Genomic DNA, 19126 nt, shown 5'->3' with positions numbered 1-19126 from the left:
AGGTGAAAAACGTGAAAGAAAGAACAATACAACCTGTTAATAACGGATTGAATGGCAATATTACAATCCCAGGTGATAAATCCATTTCACACCGTGCTGTTATGTTCGGTTCTATTGCAGAAGGGAAAACAACAATTAAAGGTTTCTTGCCCGGTGCAGACTGTTTAAGTACGATTTCATGTTTTAAAGAAATGGGAGTAGAAATTACGCAAAACGGTGATGAGGTTACTGTAGTTGGTAAAGGATTAGAAGGTTTACAAGAACCGAAAGCTGTATTAGATGTTGGTAATTCTGGTACAACAATCCGATTAATGTCAGGTATATTAGCTAACACACCATTTTTCTCTTGCGTACAAGGTGATGAATCTATCGCAAAAAGACCGATGAAGCGTGTAACAAACCCATTAAAACAAATGGGCGCAAACATAGACGGCCGAGAAGAAGGAACATTTACACCGTTAACAATACGTGGCGGAGATTTAAAAGCAATTGAATATATTTCTCCTGTTGCAAGTGCACAAGTAAAGTCAGCTATTTTACTTGCAGGTCTTCGTGCAGAAGGTGTAACAGCTGTTACAGAACCACATATTTCACGCGACCATACGGAAAGAATGCTCGAAGCATTTGGTGTTAAAGTAACTCGCGAAGGGAAAACAGTGAAGCTGTCAGGTGGACAAAAATTAACAGCAACAGATATTCAAGTGCCCGGTGACGTATCATCAGCAGCATTTTTCTTAGTAGCAGGTGCAATCATCCCAAATAGTAAACTAGTATTACAAAATGTAGGAATGAATCCAACCCGTACAGGTATTATTGATGTTTTAGAAAAAATGGGTGCTACGTTCACTGTAGACCTAATTAACGAAGGGGCATCAGAACCAGCTGCAAATATTACAATCGAAACATCTTCATTAAAAGGAATTGAAATTGGCGGAGATATTATCCCTAGATTAATCGATGAGATTCCTGTAATCGCATTAGCGGCAACGCAAGCAGAAGGAATTACAGTAATTAAAGATGCGCACGAATTAAAAGTAAAAGAAACAAACCGTATTGATACAGTAGTTGCTGAGTTAACGAAACTAGGAGCTCGAATAGAAGCAACTGATGACGGTATGATCATTTACGGAAAATCAGCTCTAAAAGGCAATACAGTAAATAGTTATGGTGATCACCGTATCGGAATGATGCTTGCAATTGCTGGCTGCCTAGCAGAAGGAAAAACAATTATTGAAGATGCAGAAGCAGTAGGTGTATCATATCCTACATTCTTTGACGAACTTCAAAAGTTAGCTAAATAAAAAGGGTGGAAAGCAGATACGTGATGTATCTGCTTTTTTGTTAAAACGTCCTTGTAATTTCACTTACCGAACTATAATAGTGAGAATTATGATACAATTCAAAAAGGGAATGGAGGAGAATTATATGAATGTCATACAATTAAAAGAAGATAAATTCAGAGAAGCATTACGTTTATCAGAATACGCTTTTCAATATAAAGTAGATGAGGAACGATTACAGCAGCAACTTACAAAAATGAAGGAAAGTCATGAAATATACGGCATTATGGAAGGGAAAGACTTAGCTGCAAAACTACACCTCATCCCGTTTCATATTTACATAGGTAAAGAAAAATTTAAAATGGGTGGCGTTGCAGGAGTAGCGACGTATCCAGAGTACAGAAGAAGTGGGTATGTAAAAGAGCTACTTCAACATTCACTTCAAAGAATGAAAAAAGATGGCTATACAGTCTCTATGTTACACCCATTTGCTGTTTCATTTTACCGTAAATACGGCTGGGAACTTTGTGCGAATCTACTCAAATGTCATATAAGTAAGAGCGATTTAGTGATGAAAAAACAAGTAAATGGTACTGTGAAACGTTTTAATAAAGAAAATCATCCAAAAGAAGTCGAGAAGATCTATGAAGCATTTGCAGAACGTTTTTCATGTATGTTAGTTCGAGAGAAGAACTGGTGGTTACAAGCGGTTTATGATGATTTAACATTAGCGATTTACTATGATGAAAATAAAAAGGCAGCAGGTTACATGTTATACAAAATAGAAAACTATAAAATAACAGTAGAAGAATTTGTACCACTGCATAATGAAGCACGAAATGGTCTATGGAATTTTATTTGCCAGCATGATTCTATGATTAAAGAGCTTGAAATGAAAGTAAGTGAAAACGAACAGTTGTTATATACATTGCAAGAACCACGTGTGAAAACAGAAATAAAACCATATTTTATGGGAAGAATTGTAGATGTAGAGCAGTTCTTAAAACAGTATGAGTTAAACTGGAACAATGTACAACAAGAAGTCATTTTACATATTACAGATTCATTTGCACCGTGGAATAATGTATCGGTGAGACTTGCAAATTATGAAATAGCAATTATAGAAGAACCAATGGATAAAGGGATCAAGCTAGATATAAATGCACTATCTACAATACTGCTTGGATACAAACGCCCATTAGAACTAAATGAATTAGAATTAATTAGCGGAAGCGAAGAAGAAATACGGGCATTTGAGAATGTAGTACCAGTGCGCAAGCCGTTTATTTATGATTTCTTTTAATTTGCATATAAGATGGAGTTGTTTCGAACAAAATTTTGGGATAGCTCCATCTCATCGTATTAATTTTTGTCGGTAAGTTGATATATCCTGAAAATCGCTGATATAATTTTATTCACATACAAGAGAATAGAATCGCAACTATACGTTGTCACGCACTTGACTTTTATTCCCTGTAATTTATAATTAAAAACGGAATGAATTTTCATTCCTGAAAATAGAGGTGGAAAAAATGGCTAAAAACAAACAAGAGGATATTTTTGATGCTGCGATGCAACTTTTTGCAGAGCGTGGTTACGATGGTACGACAATTCCAATGATCGCTGAAAAGGCAAAAGTCGGTGCGGGTACTATTTATCGCTATTTTGAAAATAAAGAGGCACTTGTTAACTCATTATTTTCAAAAAGTATGTTAGAGCTTTCTGAAATAATAAAAACGGATTTTCCTGTTGAAGCAAATATTCGTGAACAGTTTAGTCATACGTACAACCGTTTATTTGAATTTGCGAGAAACAATGTAGATGCTTTTTTATTTACAAATTCTCACTGTGATAGTTATTTTCTTGATGAACAGAGTAAGAAAATATTTGATGATTTTATAGGCTTCTTTATGAATATTATTGAAGATGGAATCGCAAAAGGTTTTCTTCGTCCATTGCCTCCAGTTGCTTTAATTATTATTGTATATCAACCGCTAGAAAAATTAACGAAAGTAATTGCAACAGGGCAATTAGAATACTCGAAAGAGTTAGTAAAAGAATTAGAAGAAAGCTCTTGGAACGCTATTAGAATCATTTGATTCTATAGCTTTATAAGTACAGGAATGAATATTCATTCCTAAATAGATTAAAAAAAATGAGAGCAGGAAAGGATATTTGTGTAACTAAGGGAATGAACATTCATTCCGGAAAGACTAGTTTAATAGAATTTACAAAATAACGTAATAGAATAATAGGAATGAACGTTCATTCCGTTACTAACGTGAAACTTTCAAAATGGGAGATGATTCAAATGAGCAAGTTAAAAAGTTGGAGAAGTTTATCTTTTCTATTATGGATAGTTATTACTATTACAATGGTCGTAACGATGCCTAATATGGATAAATTAGTGAAAGAAAAAGGGAAAATTACAATCCCTAATACAAAGCAAAGCAGTATTGCTGACAAGATGATGAAAGAGATGGATAAAGAAGGGGTTGAAAAGTATGAAATTATAGCCGTTTTTAATAGTGGCAATACGGCAGCTTTAACAGATGAACAAAAAAAGGAAATAACAAAAACAATCAACGCCCTGCAAAATGAAAAAGAGCAATTAGGAATTAAGGAAGTTGTTTCACATTTAGACAATAAAGACTTGGAGAAACAATTAGTTTCTAAAGATAATACGACTATTTTAACACAAATATCGATAGATAAAAAACATGGTGAAATATCAAAAGTTTCAAATAATCTTCATGAAAAAGTGCAAACGAAAGGGGTAAAAACGTATTTAACAGGAAGTGACTTAATAGCGGGTGATTTTCTTAAATCCTCTCAAGAGGGAGTGAAAAAGACAGAAGTTATTTCAATCATTTTCATTCTTGTAGTATTAATCCTCGTATTCCGTTCACCAGTTGTTCCAATTGTTTCTCTTCTTACAGTTGGTATATCGTATTTAGTTTCAATGGGGATTATTGCCCAGCTTGTAGATCAATTTAATTTTCCATTCTCAAACTTTACACAAGTGTTCGTAGTCGTCGTCCTGTTTGGGGTAGGAACAGATTATAACATTTTATTATATACGAGGTTTAAAGAAGAATTAAGTAAACAAGAAAATGCATTTTTAGCTACAAAAGAAACATTTAAATCAGCAGGTAAAACTGTATTATATAGCGGAATAGCGGTGCTAATTGGTTTTGCATCACTTGCTTTAGCAAGTTTTAAATTATATCAATCTACTTCAGCGGTAGCAATTGGTGTTTTAGTATTATTACTCGTATTAACGACTTTAAATCCATTTTTCATGGTGCTTTTAGGAAAAGGAATGTTTTATCCAGTTAAAACATTTAAAGGTCATGAGGATAGTCGCTTATGGGGATTCTTTGCGAAAAACTCAGTAGCAAGGCCATTTGTCGCTTTAATCATCGTATTCGTAATATCGATTCCTTTCGTATTAAAATACTCTAATACACTTAATTACAATGATTTATTTGAAGTGGATAATAAGTATGAATCCAAGATGGGTATTAACGTAATAGAGGATCATTTTCCGCCTGGTTTCTCTTCACCGAGTACATTAGTCATTCAATCTGATAAAAAGCTGGATGGAGGAACTTCTCTACAAATTGTAGACGAATTAACTGATAAAATTTCGAAAGTTAAAGGTGTGTCAGAAGTATATGCACCAACACGTCCAACTGGTGAGAAGATAAAAGAATTATATTTAAATAAGCAAGCGGGAGAATTGAATACAGGATTAGGAGATGCCGATGGTGGCATAAAGGAAATTAATGATGGATTAACAGATGCGAAAAATAAAATGGGAAGTAATGATTCAAATAGTCTTGCGAATGTTCAAAAATTAATTGATGGAACGAACGAGGCGAAAAACGGGGTATCAGCATTAGGAACAGCTTTACATCAATTATCAAATGGCATAAACGACGGTGCACAAGGAGCACAGCAAATTGAGAGTGGTTTAGCTTCAGTAAACGAAAATATAAATGTCCTATCTAATGCAACGTCGCAGCTGCATGCTGGTTATGCACAGTTAGAAAAAGGTTTAAACTCTTACGATCAATACTTCGGAAGTATTTCTCAAGCGATTGATGGTGCGAAAAAGGGATATGAACAAATTGAAATGTTAATGACCAATTTCGTTCAAACGAAACCAGAATTAGCGAATGATCCAAACATACAACAAACGATAGGAATTGCTAAAGAGGCTCAAAAGAAATTAAGCGTACTTTCAAATGAATTAAATCAATTAGCAACACAGCACAAAACGGCGATGAGTTCATTTAAAGAAGCGAATCAATCGTTACTGAAAGTGGATAACGGCTTAAAAGAAATGAGCAATGGAGTTAATAAGTTACAAAAGGGAGCAGCCGATCTTAAAAATGGATTAAATGAAGGTTCTTCAGGTTCAAAACAAATTGCAAATAAATCAGTTGAGTTACAATCTGGATTAACGAAAATAAACGATGGGCAAGGACAACTTTTAACGGGCCTTAAAGACCTGCAAGAAAAGATGGGGCAATTACAATCCGGTTTATCTAAAAGTACAGAAGGGCTTGGAAAAGTAAGTAATGGCCTGCATGACGCACAAAAATATTTAGGGGAGCTCAATGAATCGAAGAGCTCTGAGAAGTTTTATATTCCAAAAGAAGTGCTAGAGGGAGAGGATTTCCAAAAAGCATTGAACACGTACATGTCACAGGATAGAAAAATTGCTAAAATGACTATCATTTTAGATGTAAATCCGTATTCAAAAGAAGCGATGCCAATTATTCAAGAAATCAATAAAACAATCGACGGCACTGTAAAGGGAACGGAATTACATGATGCGAAAACAGCAATTGGCGGAACAACAGCTAGAAACGTTGATTTAAAAGAAGTAACAGGGCAAGATTTCTTACGTACAGCTACAATTATGTTAATTGGAATTGCGATTGTATTAATCGTAATTACACGCTCATTACTAAACACAATATTTATTATTGGCTCATTACTATTAGCGTACTTCGCATCACTCGGTATAAGCGAACAAATTAGTGCACATGTATTACATGTAGATTCATTAAGCTGGAATGTTCCATTCTTTAGCTTCATTATGATTGTCGCTTTAGGAGTGGATTATAGTATTTTCGTAATGATGCGCTATAACGAGATAGAAGGGGATTCGGTAACGAAAATTGTAACTGCATCTCGTCATATAGGAGGAGTTGTATTATCAGCGGCGCTAATTTTAGGCGGGACATTTGCAGCATTAATTCCATCAGGTGTATTAACACTTATACAAGTTGCATCAGTAGTTGGCGTTGTACTTCTTCTATTAGCTTTAATTGTGATGCCGATATTATTACCGGCGTTAATAGGGTTAACGAGTAAAATGAAGAGTTACAAAGAGAAAATAATAAATACGAAATAAGAAGAGACTGTAGGGAATGATTTCTCTACAGTTTTTTCGGTATATAATATTTCAGATGAAAATGAATCCGATATATTACAGAATGAGCAGTGAAAGGTTATATGAGAAAGAGGTCGATGATATACATACAATAGCTAGGGGAATGGACAAAAACTATCCGATTTCATTGTAGAAAGGTAATCAACCGTTGCTATTCATCCAGCTTCTACTATATAATAGCTATAGTCTACAATAATTGAGTCGTAATATGCGATTTTTTAAGACAATCGGTGAGAAAACGCTGAAATAAGCGGTATTAGTAGGAGGACACAAATGATTACAGTAAGTAACGTTAGTTTGCGTTTCGCGGATCGCAAATTATTTGAAGATGTTAACATAAAATTCACGCCAGGTAACTGCTACGGTTTAATCGGAGCAAACGGTGCTGGTAAATCTACATTCCTAAAGATTTTATCTGGAGAAATTGAACCATCAACAGGTGACATACATATTACGCCAGGTGAGCGTCTAGCAGTATTAAAACAGAACCACTTCGAATATGAAGAGTTCCCAGTATTAGAAACAGTAATTATGGGTCACACGCAACTTTACAAAGTAATGCAAGAGAAAAATGCTATTTACATGAAAGAAGACTTTAGTGATGAAGATGGAATGCGCGCTGCTGAACTTGAAGGTGAGTTCGCTGAGCTTAACGGTTGGGAAGCTGAGTCAGAAGCTGCAATTCTTCTTAAAGGTTTAGGTATTGGTGAAGACCTTCATGATAAGAAATTGTCAGAATTAACTGGGGCAGAGAAAGTAAAAGTATTACTTGCTCAAGCTTTATTCGGTCAACCTGACATTCTATTATTAGATGAGCCTACCAACCACTTGGACTTAAAAGCGATTCAATGGTTAGAAAACTTCTTAATGAACTTTGAAAACACAGTTATCGTAGTATCCCATGACCGTCACTTCTTAAATAAAGTATGTACGCACATGGCTGACCTTGATTTCGGTAAAATTCAACTTTATGTTGGTAACTATGACTTCTGGTATGAGTCAAGCCAATTAGCTTTAAAATTAACACAAGATGCTAATAAGAAAAAAGAAGAGAAAGTAAAAGAGTTACAAAACTTCATTGCACGCTTTAGTTCAAACGCTTCTAAAGCGAAACAAGCAACTTCTCGTAAAAAATTATTAGACAAAATTACATTAGATGATATTAGACCGTCATCACGTCGTTACCCATTCGTTGGCTTCACACCTGAGCGTGAAGTAGGAAATGACTTATTAACTGTTGAAGGTCTGTCTAAAACAATTGATGGTGAAAAAGTGTTAGATAATGTGTACTTCACTTTAAATAAAGGTGATAAAGTTGCATTTATCGGCCGTAACGATATTGCGATGACAACATTATTTAAAATTCTTATGGGTGAAATGGAGCCGGATAGCGGTTCATTCAAATGGGGTGTTACAACCTCTCAATCTTACTTCCCAAGAGATAACTCTAAGTACTTTGAGAACAGTGATTACAACTTAGTTGAATGGTTACGTCAATTCTCTCCACAAGATGAGTCTGAAAGCTTCTTACGTGGTTTCTTAGGCCGTATGTTATTCTCAGGTGAAGAAGTTAAGAAGAACGTTTCTGTATTATCTGGAGGCGAAAAAGTTCGTTGTATGTTATCTAAAATGATGTTAAGTGGTGCGAACGTAATCACACTTGACGATCCAACGAACCACTTAGACCTTGAGTCAATCACAGCATTAAATAACGGTTTAATTGCATTCAAAGGTACAATCTTATTCACATCTCATGACCATCAGTTCGTGCAAACAATTGCAAACCGCATTATCGAAGTAACACCAAACGGTGTAATCGATAAAGAGGCTACTTATGATGAGTTCTTAGAAAATGAGGAACTTCAAAAACAAGTAGATGCAATGTACAAAGGTCAATAATATATAATGAAAAAACTCGCTCTTTTTAGAGCGAGTTTTTTTGTCGAGAAAACGTAACATCGCTGGTCGGTCAAATGAATAATTATTCAAATATAATATTAATGAACAGGAGAATTTTTTCATGTATGAAGGGATGTAATGACTTTAAGATTTAAAGAGTTAGTTGAAGAAGGGAAATGTAAGTGGAGTAATATAATCAAATCGTATTATTTTGTCATGTGAAATATGTACCAAATTTGGAGATAGAATAGTTTGCGAATGAGTTTATAAAGGTATATAGTATGGGGTGTCATAATTAGTGGATGAATCTTGGGAGAAAACAGGAAATGTTACAAATTTATTTTGTTAAATAGAAACCAAGGTCAAAATGTCTAGAAAGAAATAGTTGAATAAATACTAGCTTCAAATTATAATTACTAATATTCTTCATATAGTTAAATAAAGATAATCTATTTGAAGAAGAAAATCTGAATAGAGAGACAGACTTATAAAAAATAAGCCTTGGATGATCAAAAGAGGTGGAGAAATGAAACAGTTCTTATTAAAGAGCAAAAGTGTGTTAAGCAATCATTTTGGATTCTTTCTGTTTGCCGTTATTTTATTGTGGCTCAAAACATATGCAGCTTATGTAACGGAATTCAATTTAGGAATTTCAAACACAATTCAAAAATTCTTGCTGTTTTTTAACCCGCTTAGTTCAGCAGTTCTATTTTTAGGACTTGCATTATTTGCAAAAGGGAAACGATCTTATATTTGGTTAATTATCATTAATTTGTTATTGTCGATTCTTTTATACGCAAACGTAGTATACTATCGCTTTTTCAGTGACTTTATTACGTTCCCGACATTAACACAAACGAATAACTTTGGAGATTTAGGTGGTAGTATTCTTGCGTTGCTACATCTTTATGATCCATTATACTTCTTAGACACGATTATATTAATTGTGTTAGTCGCAACAAAATTTGCAAATCCAAAACCAATTCGTGTTGCGAAGCATAAATTATCTCTAGTATTTGTAGCAGGTATTTTATTATTCAGTGTTAACTTAGGTCTTGCAGAGTCTGACCGTCCTGAATTATTAACAAGAACGTTTGACCGTAATTATATTGTGAAATATTTAGGTGCATACAACTACACAATTTATGATGGAATTCAAAGTGCGAAAGCATCGACAGAACGAGCATTAGCTGATGGCGATAATATGACAGAAGTACGAAATTATTTAACATCAACTTATGCAAGTCCAAACCCTGAGTATTTCGGTAAAGGAAAGGGAATGAACGTAATTTACATTCATTTAGAGTCATTCCAAAACTTCTTAATTGATTACAAATTAAATGGTCAAGAAGTTACACCGTTCTTAAACTCATTTACAAAAGATGCGAATACACTTTATTTTGATAACTTCTTCCATCAAACAGGACAAGGGAAAACATCTGATGCGGAGTTTATGTTAGAGAATTCAATGTTTGGTTTACCGCAAGGTTCTGTCTTTACAACGAAATCTCATAATACGTATCAATCAGCACCAGCTATTTTAGGACAACAAGGATACACATCAGCAGTATTCCACGGTAACTACAAAACATTCTGGAACCGTGACGATATTTATAAATCATTTGGTTTTAATAAATTCTTTGATGCGTCATACTACGATATGAATGAAAAAGATGTAGTAAACTACGGATTAAAAGATAAACCGTTCTTTAATGAATCTATTCCGTTATTACAAACGTTGAAACAACCGTTCTATACGAAGTTTATTACGTTATCGAACCATTTCCCTTATCCAATCGATAAGGCAGAAGCAACGATTGAACCAGCAACAACAGGTGATTCATCAGTAGATACGTACTTCCAAACAGCACGCTATTTAGATGAATCTGTAAAAGGCTTCATCGATTACTTGAAACAATCTGGTTTATATGATAACTCAATTATTGTTATGTACGGAGACCATTACGGTATTTCAGATAATCATAACGCAGCAATGTCAAAAGTAATGGGTAAAGAAATGAACTCATTTGAAAATGCACAGTTACAACGTGTACCATTAATCGTTCGTGTACCAGGAGTGAAAGGTGGCGTACAACATCAATACGGTGGTGAAATTGACGTTCTCCCAACGCTATTACACTTACTAGGTACAGATACAAAAAACTATGTTCAATTCGGTTCTGATTTATTATCACCAGATCATAAACAAGTCGTTGCGTTCCGTAACGGTAACTACGTAAGCCCAACAGTTACTGCACTAAACGGCAAATACTATGATACAACTACTGGAAAACCTGTAGAATTTACAGATGAAATAAAGAAAAATGAACAAATGGTTCAAAACTCACTAAAATACTCTGACCAAGTCGTAAATGGTGACTTATTACGATTCTACACACCGGAAGGATTCACTCCAGTAGATCGTTCGAAGTATAACTATAACAACCGCGATAAAAACAAAACGAAGGTAAAAACGACTCCGGAAGGGGAAGCTAAATAAATAATAAAAGGCGCTATTCATATGAATAGCGCCTTTTATTTGTAAATATACCATCATTATGAGACAGAACCAGCTGTTGCTTTTTGTTTTGCCTTTCCGAAGAAAACTACACCGACGATGATAATAATGATAAATGCCCATTTAACGAAAGGGTTACTTTCGAAAAATCCAGCGAACCATTTCTCATCTACAATCATTTTCGCGGCAGTATAAGCTAAAACGGCTGCTCCGATCGTAATAATGACAGGAAAACGATCCACCCATTTTAAAATCAATGTACTGCCCCATACGACTACTGGAATAGACACTAATAATCCGATGATTACTAAAGAAAAGTTACCATGGGCAGCTCCTGCAACAGCTAGTACATTATCAATGCCCATTAACGCATCAGCAATAATAATGGTTTTAATAGCAGACCAAAATCCTTCTTCGGCTTTAATATCATGATTTTTGCCCTCAGCGATCAGCTTGTAAGCGATCCAAATAAGAAGTACACCACCAATTAGGAGTAATCCAGGTGTTTTTAATAACCAAACGACAACTAAGGTAGCGAGAGCTCTAATAGCGATTGCTCCAATGGTTCCCCAAATGATAACTTTCTTTTGTTGGTCTTTCGGTAATCTTCTTGCTGCTAATCCAATTACAATGGCGTTATCTCCGGCTAACACTAAATCGATTACAATAATGGCAAGCAAGGCAGACAAATATTCAGATGAAAGAAAATCCATATACATATCACTCCTTAAGAGTAATATGTGCTAAAGTGTTGATAATATAAAAAATAGGATTGAATTTGTATATTCAATCCATAATTTCTTACTGTATTTTGATATATGTTTTAATTTCGTATAAGTCGCTTTTGTATTCTTTTTTGTTTATCGTTTCGCTTTCTTAATTTTCGATTCATCTTTTTAATGCGGTTTTCTTTTCTATTATCCCAGTTATCACTTCGGATTTTACTAATAGACTTATCTGTCTTAGCACGAAAACGTCTTACTTTTTTCACGAAGGAAAGGGGTATTTTGCCGATAACACCTTGTTTTTCTAACGAATCCTCTTTACCTAGACACCAATCAGGATGAGATAATAAATAGTCGAAATCAAATATTATCCCGTATTCCTTATCCATATATGTATACCATTCATCTAAAGTACACTTATTTTTTGTATGTAAATATGTTGATCCATCAGTCATAGCACAGCACCAATAGTCAAAATAGCTCCATAGTACCCATTCTTTCGGTACATCTAGTGTTAAAATTACCATTTTTGAATTTGTTCTACCCCAAGCCTTATGATTTCGATTTGGGTAATTATTTGCTTCCCAGACCCAAATAGGGTAGTTACCTTCGTAATGAGGCAATCTTGTTTTAGCGACGCGCACCATCCAGTCATATGAATATACATCGTCCGGATCGATGAATTCTTTATTACCTTCTAAATAACCAAGTTTCTTAAATTGTTTCCATGCTTCTTCAGTTTGTACTGTATATACGATCATATGGCACCTACTTATTTAAACTAAATTATAGTATAACATGTGATTTTGAATTTTTATTGATATTAGAGAAGGGGGAGTTTGAGTCGAATATACGAGGAGTAATTCCCAAAATGATAAAAAGACTTGATTCCCAGCTAAAGGAAATCAAGTCTTTTCATTACATACGATTATCATGCCAGAAGTTTAATGGGAAGTGTTCGTTCTCATTATATGCTTCTAATTCATATCCTTTTTCTTTCAGTCCTTTAATAATTCCAGGTACTGCTTTTACTGATTGTGGATGAATATCATGCATAAGGATAACTTCTGTTGGATTTGTAGAATGAGCTAGAACGTTTTCTACAATTTTAGCAGATGCAGCATCAACTTGCATTTTGTTATATTTCCAGTCTAAAGAATCAATTGTCCAATCCCAAACTTTTAAGCCATTTTCTACAACTTTGTTGCGAAGAGCTTCGTTTAATCCTGGCATAGAGCCGTAAGATGGACGAGTTAATACTGGTGATTTACCTAAAACACCAGCGATTAAGCCTTGGTCTTCCTTCATTTCATCTACGTAATGACCTTCAGTGTAAAGTTTCTTGTAGTTATGAGTCATACTGTGCATCCCAACGTAGTGGCCCTCAGCATCTTCGCGTTTTACAAGATCAGGGAAAGCTTTTACGTTTGAACCAATTAGGAAGAATGTTGCTTTTGCATTTTCTTTCTTTAACATATCTAAAAGCTCAGCTGTGTATTTTCCAGGACCGTCATCAAATGTTAAATAAGCGACTTTTCTAACTTGCCCGTTATAATGTTTTGGAGCTTCTTTCGGAGCAAGAGATGTTTGAATCTCACTTACAAGTTGAACAGATTTTGCTTCATCCTCTGTACTAGCTAGAGCAGTATGTACTGATCCAAAAGCTACTTCGTATGTGAATAATACCCCCGCACAAACTAACATAGCCCTTTTTACTAAAGTTGTCATTCGAATTCCATTGTGCATAATTTTCCTTCTCTCTATAAAAGTTCTACTCTACTATATTAGCAATTATAGGTAGGGAAATGCAAAAAAACTTTTTTACAAGTGTAAAAAAGTTTACTCAAAAGTATGCAAGATTTTATATCAATTGCAGTTTTGAAAAATAGGATGAATTTAAACTTTATTATTTAAACTTTCAATCACCAAATCATACTTTCGTATCACTTCGTTTTCGTTCCAATTATTGATTCGAATATTTTTGATTTTTATTAAAATATTGGTAAAGAAACAATTACATGAAAAAAGGAGTGGGAATATGAATAATTATATTTGCACTACATGTGGAGTATAGTATCCCGAAAATGAAGAAGCACCTTCTCGCTGTAAAATTTGTAATGAGGAAAGACAGTATGTTAATCCAATTGGGCAGTCATGGATAACATTAGAAACAATGCAAAATAGCAATTTATACTAAAGTCCTATTGTTTATTAACTAATAGTTCTTTCAACTTAGGAAGCTTACCCTAATGAGGGATGTTAAAGGGAATATAGTAATAAAGCTTTGGAAAATAAAAAGGAGGAGATTTGCATGAAGAATTGGGTTCAATTTAGAATTGCAAGACCAACAGATAGATTTGAAAAAGTGATAAGTTTTTATGAAACAGGATTAGGATTAAAACGTATAGGGGAATTTCACAATCATGAAGGATATGACGGGGTTATGTTTGGGTTACCAGATGAAGAGTATCATTTGGAGTTTACTACACATGTTAATGGAAGTCCATGTCCGGCACCGACAAAAGATAATTTACTAGTTTTTTATATGCCTAATAAAGATGAAATTGAAAAGATAGTAAATCGATTACGTAATATGGGTTATCATGAGGTGGAACCAGAAAACCCATATTGGATAGAGAAAGGAACCACAATAGAGGATCCAGATGGTTGGAGAATTGTGCTTATGAATGCATCTGAATGAAACTATTTTCATATGAAATAGAGTGTAACAAAATGATTTACACATAAATCCCTACAGTGTTTGTAGGGATTTTTATATAAGAAAATCTTATTGAGAGAGTTATTAAAATGTAGAAAGATTTTGGCTAAGAATAAATGTAATAAACATAATTTATGAAGGAGGTATAAAAGTATGATAGTAAACCATTTTAAAGAGTTTTCTAAACATGTTGGAAATACACATCTCATTAAAAGTTCTTTCGTAGTTTATATCTTATTCTACGGAAAATTGATACCATCAAAAAACTGTATGTTTAACATGTATAGTTTTTTGATGGTATAGCTGTGCAATGTTTAAAAATTTCACATACCGTATTTTAAAAATAAATATAGGAAAACCAAAAAGTAATGTAGAATATATCGTACATACATATATACAGTCAACATAAAAGATAAAGAGGTGGGTATATGTTACTTGAGGAAGTAATGCGGCAACTAGAGGAATATGGAACAGAACAAAATCGAAAAACGTATAAAAACCACGGAGCGAAAGAGCCGTTATTTGGAGTTAGTTTTGCGAATTTAAAATTGTTAAAAAAGAAGATAAAAAAAGATCACGATTTAGCAGTTGAATTGTGGGAAACGAAAAATATGGACGCAATGACATTAGCAACTTATATTTTAGACCCGAAAAAAATAACGACAGAACAGCTTAATAGTTGGATTCAGGATGTTGATTATTACTGTTTAATGGATGTTCTTATGACATCTATATGTACTTCGCCAATTGCAATAGAAAGAATGGAAGAGTGGACAAAGTCTAATGATGAATGGATTGGAAGAGCTGGCTGGTCTTTATTAGCAAATATAGCGATTAAAAATAAAACGTTACATGATGATTTCTTCTCTCCGTACTTAGAAGAGATTAAAGAAAATATACATAATGAAAAAAATAGAAAAAAAGAAGCGATGAATAGTGCTTTAATCGCAATAGGAATTCGTAATGAAGACTTAGAGCGACAAGCGATTGAAATTGCAAGTGAAATTGGAAAAATAGAGGTTGATCATGGTGCAACATCATGTAAAACACCAGATGCAGAAAGCTATATAAAAAAAGCGAGAGAAAGAGCTGAAAAAAAGAAAGTGAAATAAGAAAAGAGGATCGGTTATGAAACCAATTGAAGCAGCACAAAACATAATTACATTACAATTTCCGAATTGTGATGTAGCTTTACTCGGCGGAAGCGTTGCACGAGGAGAAGCGACGAAAACATCTGACCTTGACATTGTAATAGTCGATCAAAGTTTAACTTCTTGCTATAGAGAATCTTTCTATAGTAATGGATGGCCTGTTGAGGTGTTTGTTCATAATTTCGAAACATATAAAACCTTTTTCAAAATGGATTGTGATCGAGGGAGACCGTCGTTACCACAATTAGTTTCAGAAGGGATTGCCTTAAAAGGGGAACAGGAAATTGTTGAGAAATTAAAAAAAGAAGCGAATGATTTACTACATAAAGGACCGGCTAAATGGACCGAAGAAACGATTAAGCAGAAGCGATATTTTATTACGGATACTTTAGATGACTTTATTGGTGCAACAAAAAGAGAAGAAGAATTGTTTATCGCTAATTTATTAGCCGATTTAGTACATGAATATGTATTAAGAGTAAATGGTAAGTGGCTTGGGAGTTCAAAATGGTTTATTAGAGTGCTAAAAAGATATGATGAGCAATATGCAAACAAATTTGTAGCCGCTTTTGATCATTTTTATAAAACGGGAGGGAAAAATGAATTAATTCATTTTATAGAAAAGACGTTAGAACAGTATGGTGGAAGAGTGTTCGAATGATTTTCTATTGGTAAATAAAGAGAGGAGAAAAAAATGAATGTACCATATGTTCAATTAAGAGAATTGACACTAGATGATGTAGAAGATCGCTATCAATGGTCATTAGATAGAGATGTAACAAAGCATTTAGTTGTACCAGATCAATATCCTCCGTTCACTCGTGGAGATACGAGAAACTGGATTGAAGCTTGTATAAGCCGAAAAAATGGTTATGAACAAAGGGCAATCGTTACTGAGACAGGTATACATATTGGATGGGTAGACCTTAAAAATTTTGATAAAACAAATAAAAATGCTGAACTAGGAATTGCGATTGGAAATAAAGACTATTGGGGTAAAGGATTTGGAATGGCAGCTCTAAACAGCATGTTACAAATAGGTTTTTCTCAGTTTGAATTGGAGAAAATTTGGTTACGTGTAGATGAAGATAATACAAAAGCTAAAAAGAGTTATGAAAGTGCCGGATTTGTATGCGAAGGGTTAATGAGAAATGATCGATTGAGACAGGGAAAGTTCATTCATCGCTATCGTTACAGTATATTAAAAGAAGAGTATGAATCAAAAAATAATAACCTATAAAAATATTATGTAAATTAAAAAGGGGAAAATAAAATGATTCGATTACTTACAAAAGCGGATGCAAAAAAATATTGGGAGTTGCGTTTACAAGCACTACAAGTAAATCCAGAAGCATTTATAACGACTTATGAAGAAGCAGTACGTCAAGAAAACCCTCTTGAACGAGTTGCTAGTAATCTTTCATCCAACAGTAGTTTTACATTTGGTGCTTTTAATAATGAAAATCGTTTAGTTGGGGTTGTTACTTTATTAACAGAAGAAAAAGACGCATATAAGCATAAAGGACATATCGTTGCAATGTATGTAGATACTGAAAATCGAAGAAGTGGTCTTGCACGTGATTTAATACGTAAAGCAATTGAAAGGGCAAAAGAGATGAAGCTAGAGCAATTGAATTTAGGGGTTGTGTCAACGAACGAACCAGCCAAACGATTATATGAATCAATGGGATTTAAAACATACGGAATTGAAAAAAGGGCTATAAAAATGAATGGTGTGTATAGTGATGATGAGCATATGGTGTTGTTCTTTTAAGAGAGGAAGTTTTGTATGAAAGATCTCCATTTAGAAAGAAAAACGGACCCTCAAGTAGCGATTTTGTATGCGACGGTTGCTGATACGTTTAATAGATTGCAAAGGTTAGTCGAAGGTACTGAAGAGAACGAACTATCCTATAAAGGGTCTGAAAATAATGAGAATAGTATTGGGCAGTTACTTCAGCATTTAGCAGTTGTTGATTTACATTGGGTGTATCGTTTCAAGGGAGAAGATGTTCCGCCAGCATTTGAAAATAAATATGGTCCTATGTTAAATGAAGTAGGAGAATTACCAAGTTTAAGAAAAAACACATTGCAAGAGTTAATGCAAGATTATGAAGCAGTGCAAAAATTGTTTTATGAAGAATGTATGAAACTAACAGAAACTGATTTAACGCGGGAAGTTTTGTATGAAAAAGGGGAAACCGCGACAATAAGATGGGGAATATGGCATATAGCAGATCATAATCGGTATCATCAAGCCCATATAAGTCGATTGAAGAAATTATACAGAGAATATAAACCACATATTCTTTAATTTTTGAATGAACGAACGCCCCTAAATAATAATTAAAGGAGGCGTTTGTTTTTATTCGTTCGCTTTTCTTCCCAAGCTATCATTAAATTTTTATGATAATCTTTTGGTTTCTCAATAGAAAACCAGTAAATTGAATGTGCAATAGTTGGTAGCCATCTTTTATAGCGGATGCGTATATTTTCATGGTGAGTATAGTGGGGCGAGATTAAAGTAGATTTTGACCCTTGAAAATTTTTACATATAATGGCCTCGATTTCATACCAATGCACTTTATTCCCATGTAAATCTACTACAATTCCTTCATCATCCTAAAGTGAAATGTAAGTTTGAATGTAGATTTTTCATCGCGTATACTAAAATATATGTCATAGAGATAAAAAATTAAATACAAGGGGTTTTACAATGAAAGCAATTGTTATAGGGATACTGGCATCATTTTTCTTTGCCTTTACTTTTGTTTTAAACAGGGCAATGGACTTAGAAGGTGGAAGCTGGATTTGGAGTGCATCATTACGGTATTATTTTATGGTTCCAATGCTATTACTTATTGTTATGTATAGAGGGAACTTAAAGCAACTCTTTCAATATATGAAAAACAATCCGAAAGAATCGTTAGTGTGGAGTATCGTTGGATTTGGTCTCTTTTATGCACCGCTTAGTTTTGCTGGAGCGTTCGGACCAGGTTGGCTCGTTGCATCAACATGGCAAATTACAATCGTTGCAGGGATTTTGTTAACACCATTTTTTGCGGTGGATCCACTACATAAAAAACTTCCGATGAAGGAATTAGTAATGTCGGCCATTATTTTATTCGGTGTCGTTCTCATGCAAGTAGAACATGCTTCTTCATTAGGTATTCGTGAAACCGTTTTATGTGTAGTTCCTGTACTTATTGCAGCATTTGCGTATCCTCTTGGAAATAGAAAAATGATGCAAGTTTGTAAAGACCTGCGGTAGTATGTCAACTGAAAAATAATATCTTTTGAAGTTATCAAAGGACAAATTGCTTAAAAAAGACATCACGAAACTAGACCAGTATTTTATGTAAAATAC

Annotated in this window: 16 protein-coding genes and 1 pseudogene; 13 read left to right on the top strand and 4 right to left on the bottom strand. The window is 34.1% G+C overall.

From position 1 onward, the window contains the following. Positions 1-11 precede the first annotated feature (11 nt). The 6 genes from aroA to ltaS all read left to right on the top strand — a co-directional run bounded on the left by aroA (position 12) and on the right by ltaS (position 11146). Complete coding sequence (aroA, locus tag MR168_RS19060; RefSeq protein ID WP_000664630.1) at positions 12-1301, top strand: 3-phosphoshikimate 1-carboxyvinyltransferase; 1290 nt, start codon at positions 12-14, stop codon at positions 1299-1301. A 124-nt stretch (positions 1302-1425) separates the two neighbouring features. Further along, positions 1426-2583 (top strand): GNAT family N-acetyltransferase, encoded by a 1158-nt coding sequence (locus MR168_RS19055; protein ID WP_242291448.1) that lies wholly within the window; start codon positions 1426-1428, stop codon positions 2581-2583. Between the two features lie 229 nt (positions 2584-2812). Beyond that, positions 2813-3379: a TetR/AcrR family transcriptional regulator gene (locus tag MR168_RS19050; RefSeq protein ID WP_001107299.1), complete on the top strand. Its 567-nt coding sequence runs from the start codon at positions 2813-2815 to the stop codon at positions 3377-3379. A gap of 212 nt (positions 3380-3591) precedes the next feature. Further along, positions 3592-6708: an MMPL family transporter gene (locus MR168_RS19045; protein ID WP_103597701.1), complete on the top strand. Its 3117-nt coding sequence runs from the start codon at positions 3592-3594 to the stop codon at positions 6706-6708. A 312-nt stretch (positions 6709-7020) separates the two neighbouring features. Then, complete coding sequence (locus MR168_RS19040; RefSeq protein ID WP_000633864.1) at positions 7021-8646, top strand: ABC-F family ATP-binding cassette domain-containing protein; 1626 nt, start codon at positions 7021-7023, stop codon at positions 8644-8646. A gap of 526 nt (positions 8647-9172) precedes the next feature. Further along, complete coding sequence (gene ltaS / locus MR168_RS19035; protein ID WP_000808770.1) at positions 9173-11146, top strand: lipoteichoic acid synthase; 1974 nt, start codon at positions 9173-9175, stop codon at positions 11144-11146. A 56-nt stretch (positions 11147-11202) separates the two neighbouring features. Here the strand turns inward: ltaS and MR168_RS19030 are convergent, their stop codons facing one another. From MR168_RS19030 to MR168_RS19020, 3 genes are all read right to left on the bottom strand, one after another. After that, positions 11203-11877 (bottom strand): TerC family protein, encoded by a 675-nt coding sequence (locus tag MR168_RS19030; RefSeq protein WP_086411367.1) that lies wholly within the window; start codon positions 11875-11877, stop codon positions 11203-11205. Positions 11878-11987: 110 nt separating this feature from the next. After that, a complete protein-coding gene (locus MR168_RS19025) occupies positions 11988-12650 on the bottom strand; it encodes a DUF3841 domain-containing protein (RefSeq protein ID WP_000637704.1) in 663 nt (220 codons plus the stop codon). 157 nt (positions 12651-12807) lie between these two features. Further along, positions 12808-13635 (bottom strand): peptidoglycan-N-acetylglucosamine deacetylase, encoded by an 828-nt coding sequence (locus MR168_RS19020; RefSeq protein ID WP_000551451.1) that lies wholly within the window; start codon positions 13633-13635, stop codon positions 12808-12810. Positions 13636-14200: 565 nt separating this feature from the next. Here MR168_RS19020 and MR168_RS19015 point away from each other — a divergent pair. The 6 genes from MR168_RS19015 (at position 14201) to MR168_RS18990 (ending at position 18073) form a co-directional block, all read left to right on the top strand. After that, positions 14201-14590, top strand: coding sequence for a VOC family protein (locus MR168_RS19015; protein ID WP_000800679.1), 390 nt, complete (start codon positions 14201-14203; stop codon positions 14588-14590). Positions 14591-15036: 446 nt separating this feature from the next. After that, positions 15037-15720 (top strand): DNA alkylation repair protein, encoded by a 684-nt coding sequence (locus MR168_RS19010; protein WP_000923471.1) that lies wholly within the window; start codon positions 15037-15039, stop codon positions 15718-15720. A 16-nt stretch (positions 15721-15736) separates the two neighbouring features. Next, positions 15737-16420, top strand: coding sequence for a nucleotidyltransferase domain-containing protein (locus MR168_RS19005; RefSeq protein ID WP_242291447.1), 684 nt, complete (start codon positions 15737-15739; stop codon positions 16418-16420). Positions 16421-16453: 33 nt separating this feature from the next. Then, the gene (locus MR168_RS19000) at positions 16454-16999 is read left to right on the top strand and encodes a GNAT family N-acetyltransferase (protein WP_001102498.1); all 546 of its coding nucleotides are present in this window, start codon (positions 16454-16456) and stop codon (positions 16997-16999) included. 33 nt (positions 17000-17032) lie between these two features. Further along, positions 17033-17533: a GNAT family N-acetyltransferase gene (locus MR168_RS18995; RefSeq protein ID WP_000620314.1), complete on the top strand. Its 501-nt coding sequence runs from the start codon at positions 17033-17035 to the stop codon at positions 17531-17533. A gap of 15 nt (positions 17534-17548) precedes the next feature. Then, positions 17549-18073: a DinB family protein gene (locus MR168_RS18990; protein ID WP_086411366.1), complete on the top strand. Its 525-nt coding sequence runs from the start codon at positions 17549-17551 to the stop codon at positions 18071-18073. Between the two features lie 32 nt (positions 18074-18105). On the opposite strand, the gene MR168_RS18985 is transcribed toward MR168_RS18990, so the two are convergent. After that, positions 18106-18342, bottom strand: a complete 237-nt coding sequence (locus MR168_RS18985; RefSeq protein WP_082188880.1) for a hypothetical protein — start codon at positions 18340-18342, stop codon at positions 18106-18108. Between the two features lie 133 nt (positions 18343-18475). Here MR168_RS18985 and MR168_RS18980 point away from each other — a divergent pair. Then, a pseudogene (locus tag MR168_RS18980) lies at positions 18476-19018 on the top strand (multidrug resistance efflux transporter family protein); the annotation flags it as partial. Between the last annotated feature and the right edge of the window lie 108 nt (positions 19019-19126).

This window comes from Bacillus cereus group sp. BfR-BA-01356, from assembly GCF_022663635.1.
Lineage (GTDB): Bacteria > Bacillota > Bacilli > Bacillales > Bacillaceae_G > Bacillus_A > Bacillus_A cereus.
The sequence above is the reverse complement of the archived record's forward strand: the minus strand, read 5'-3'. Positions and strand labels throughout refer to the sequence as shown.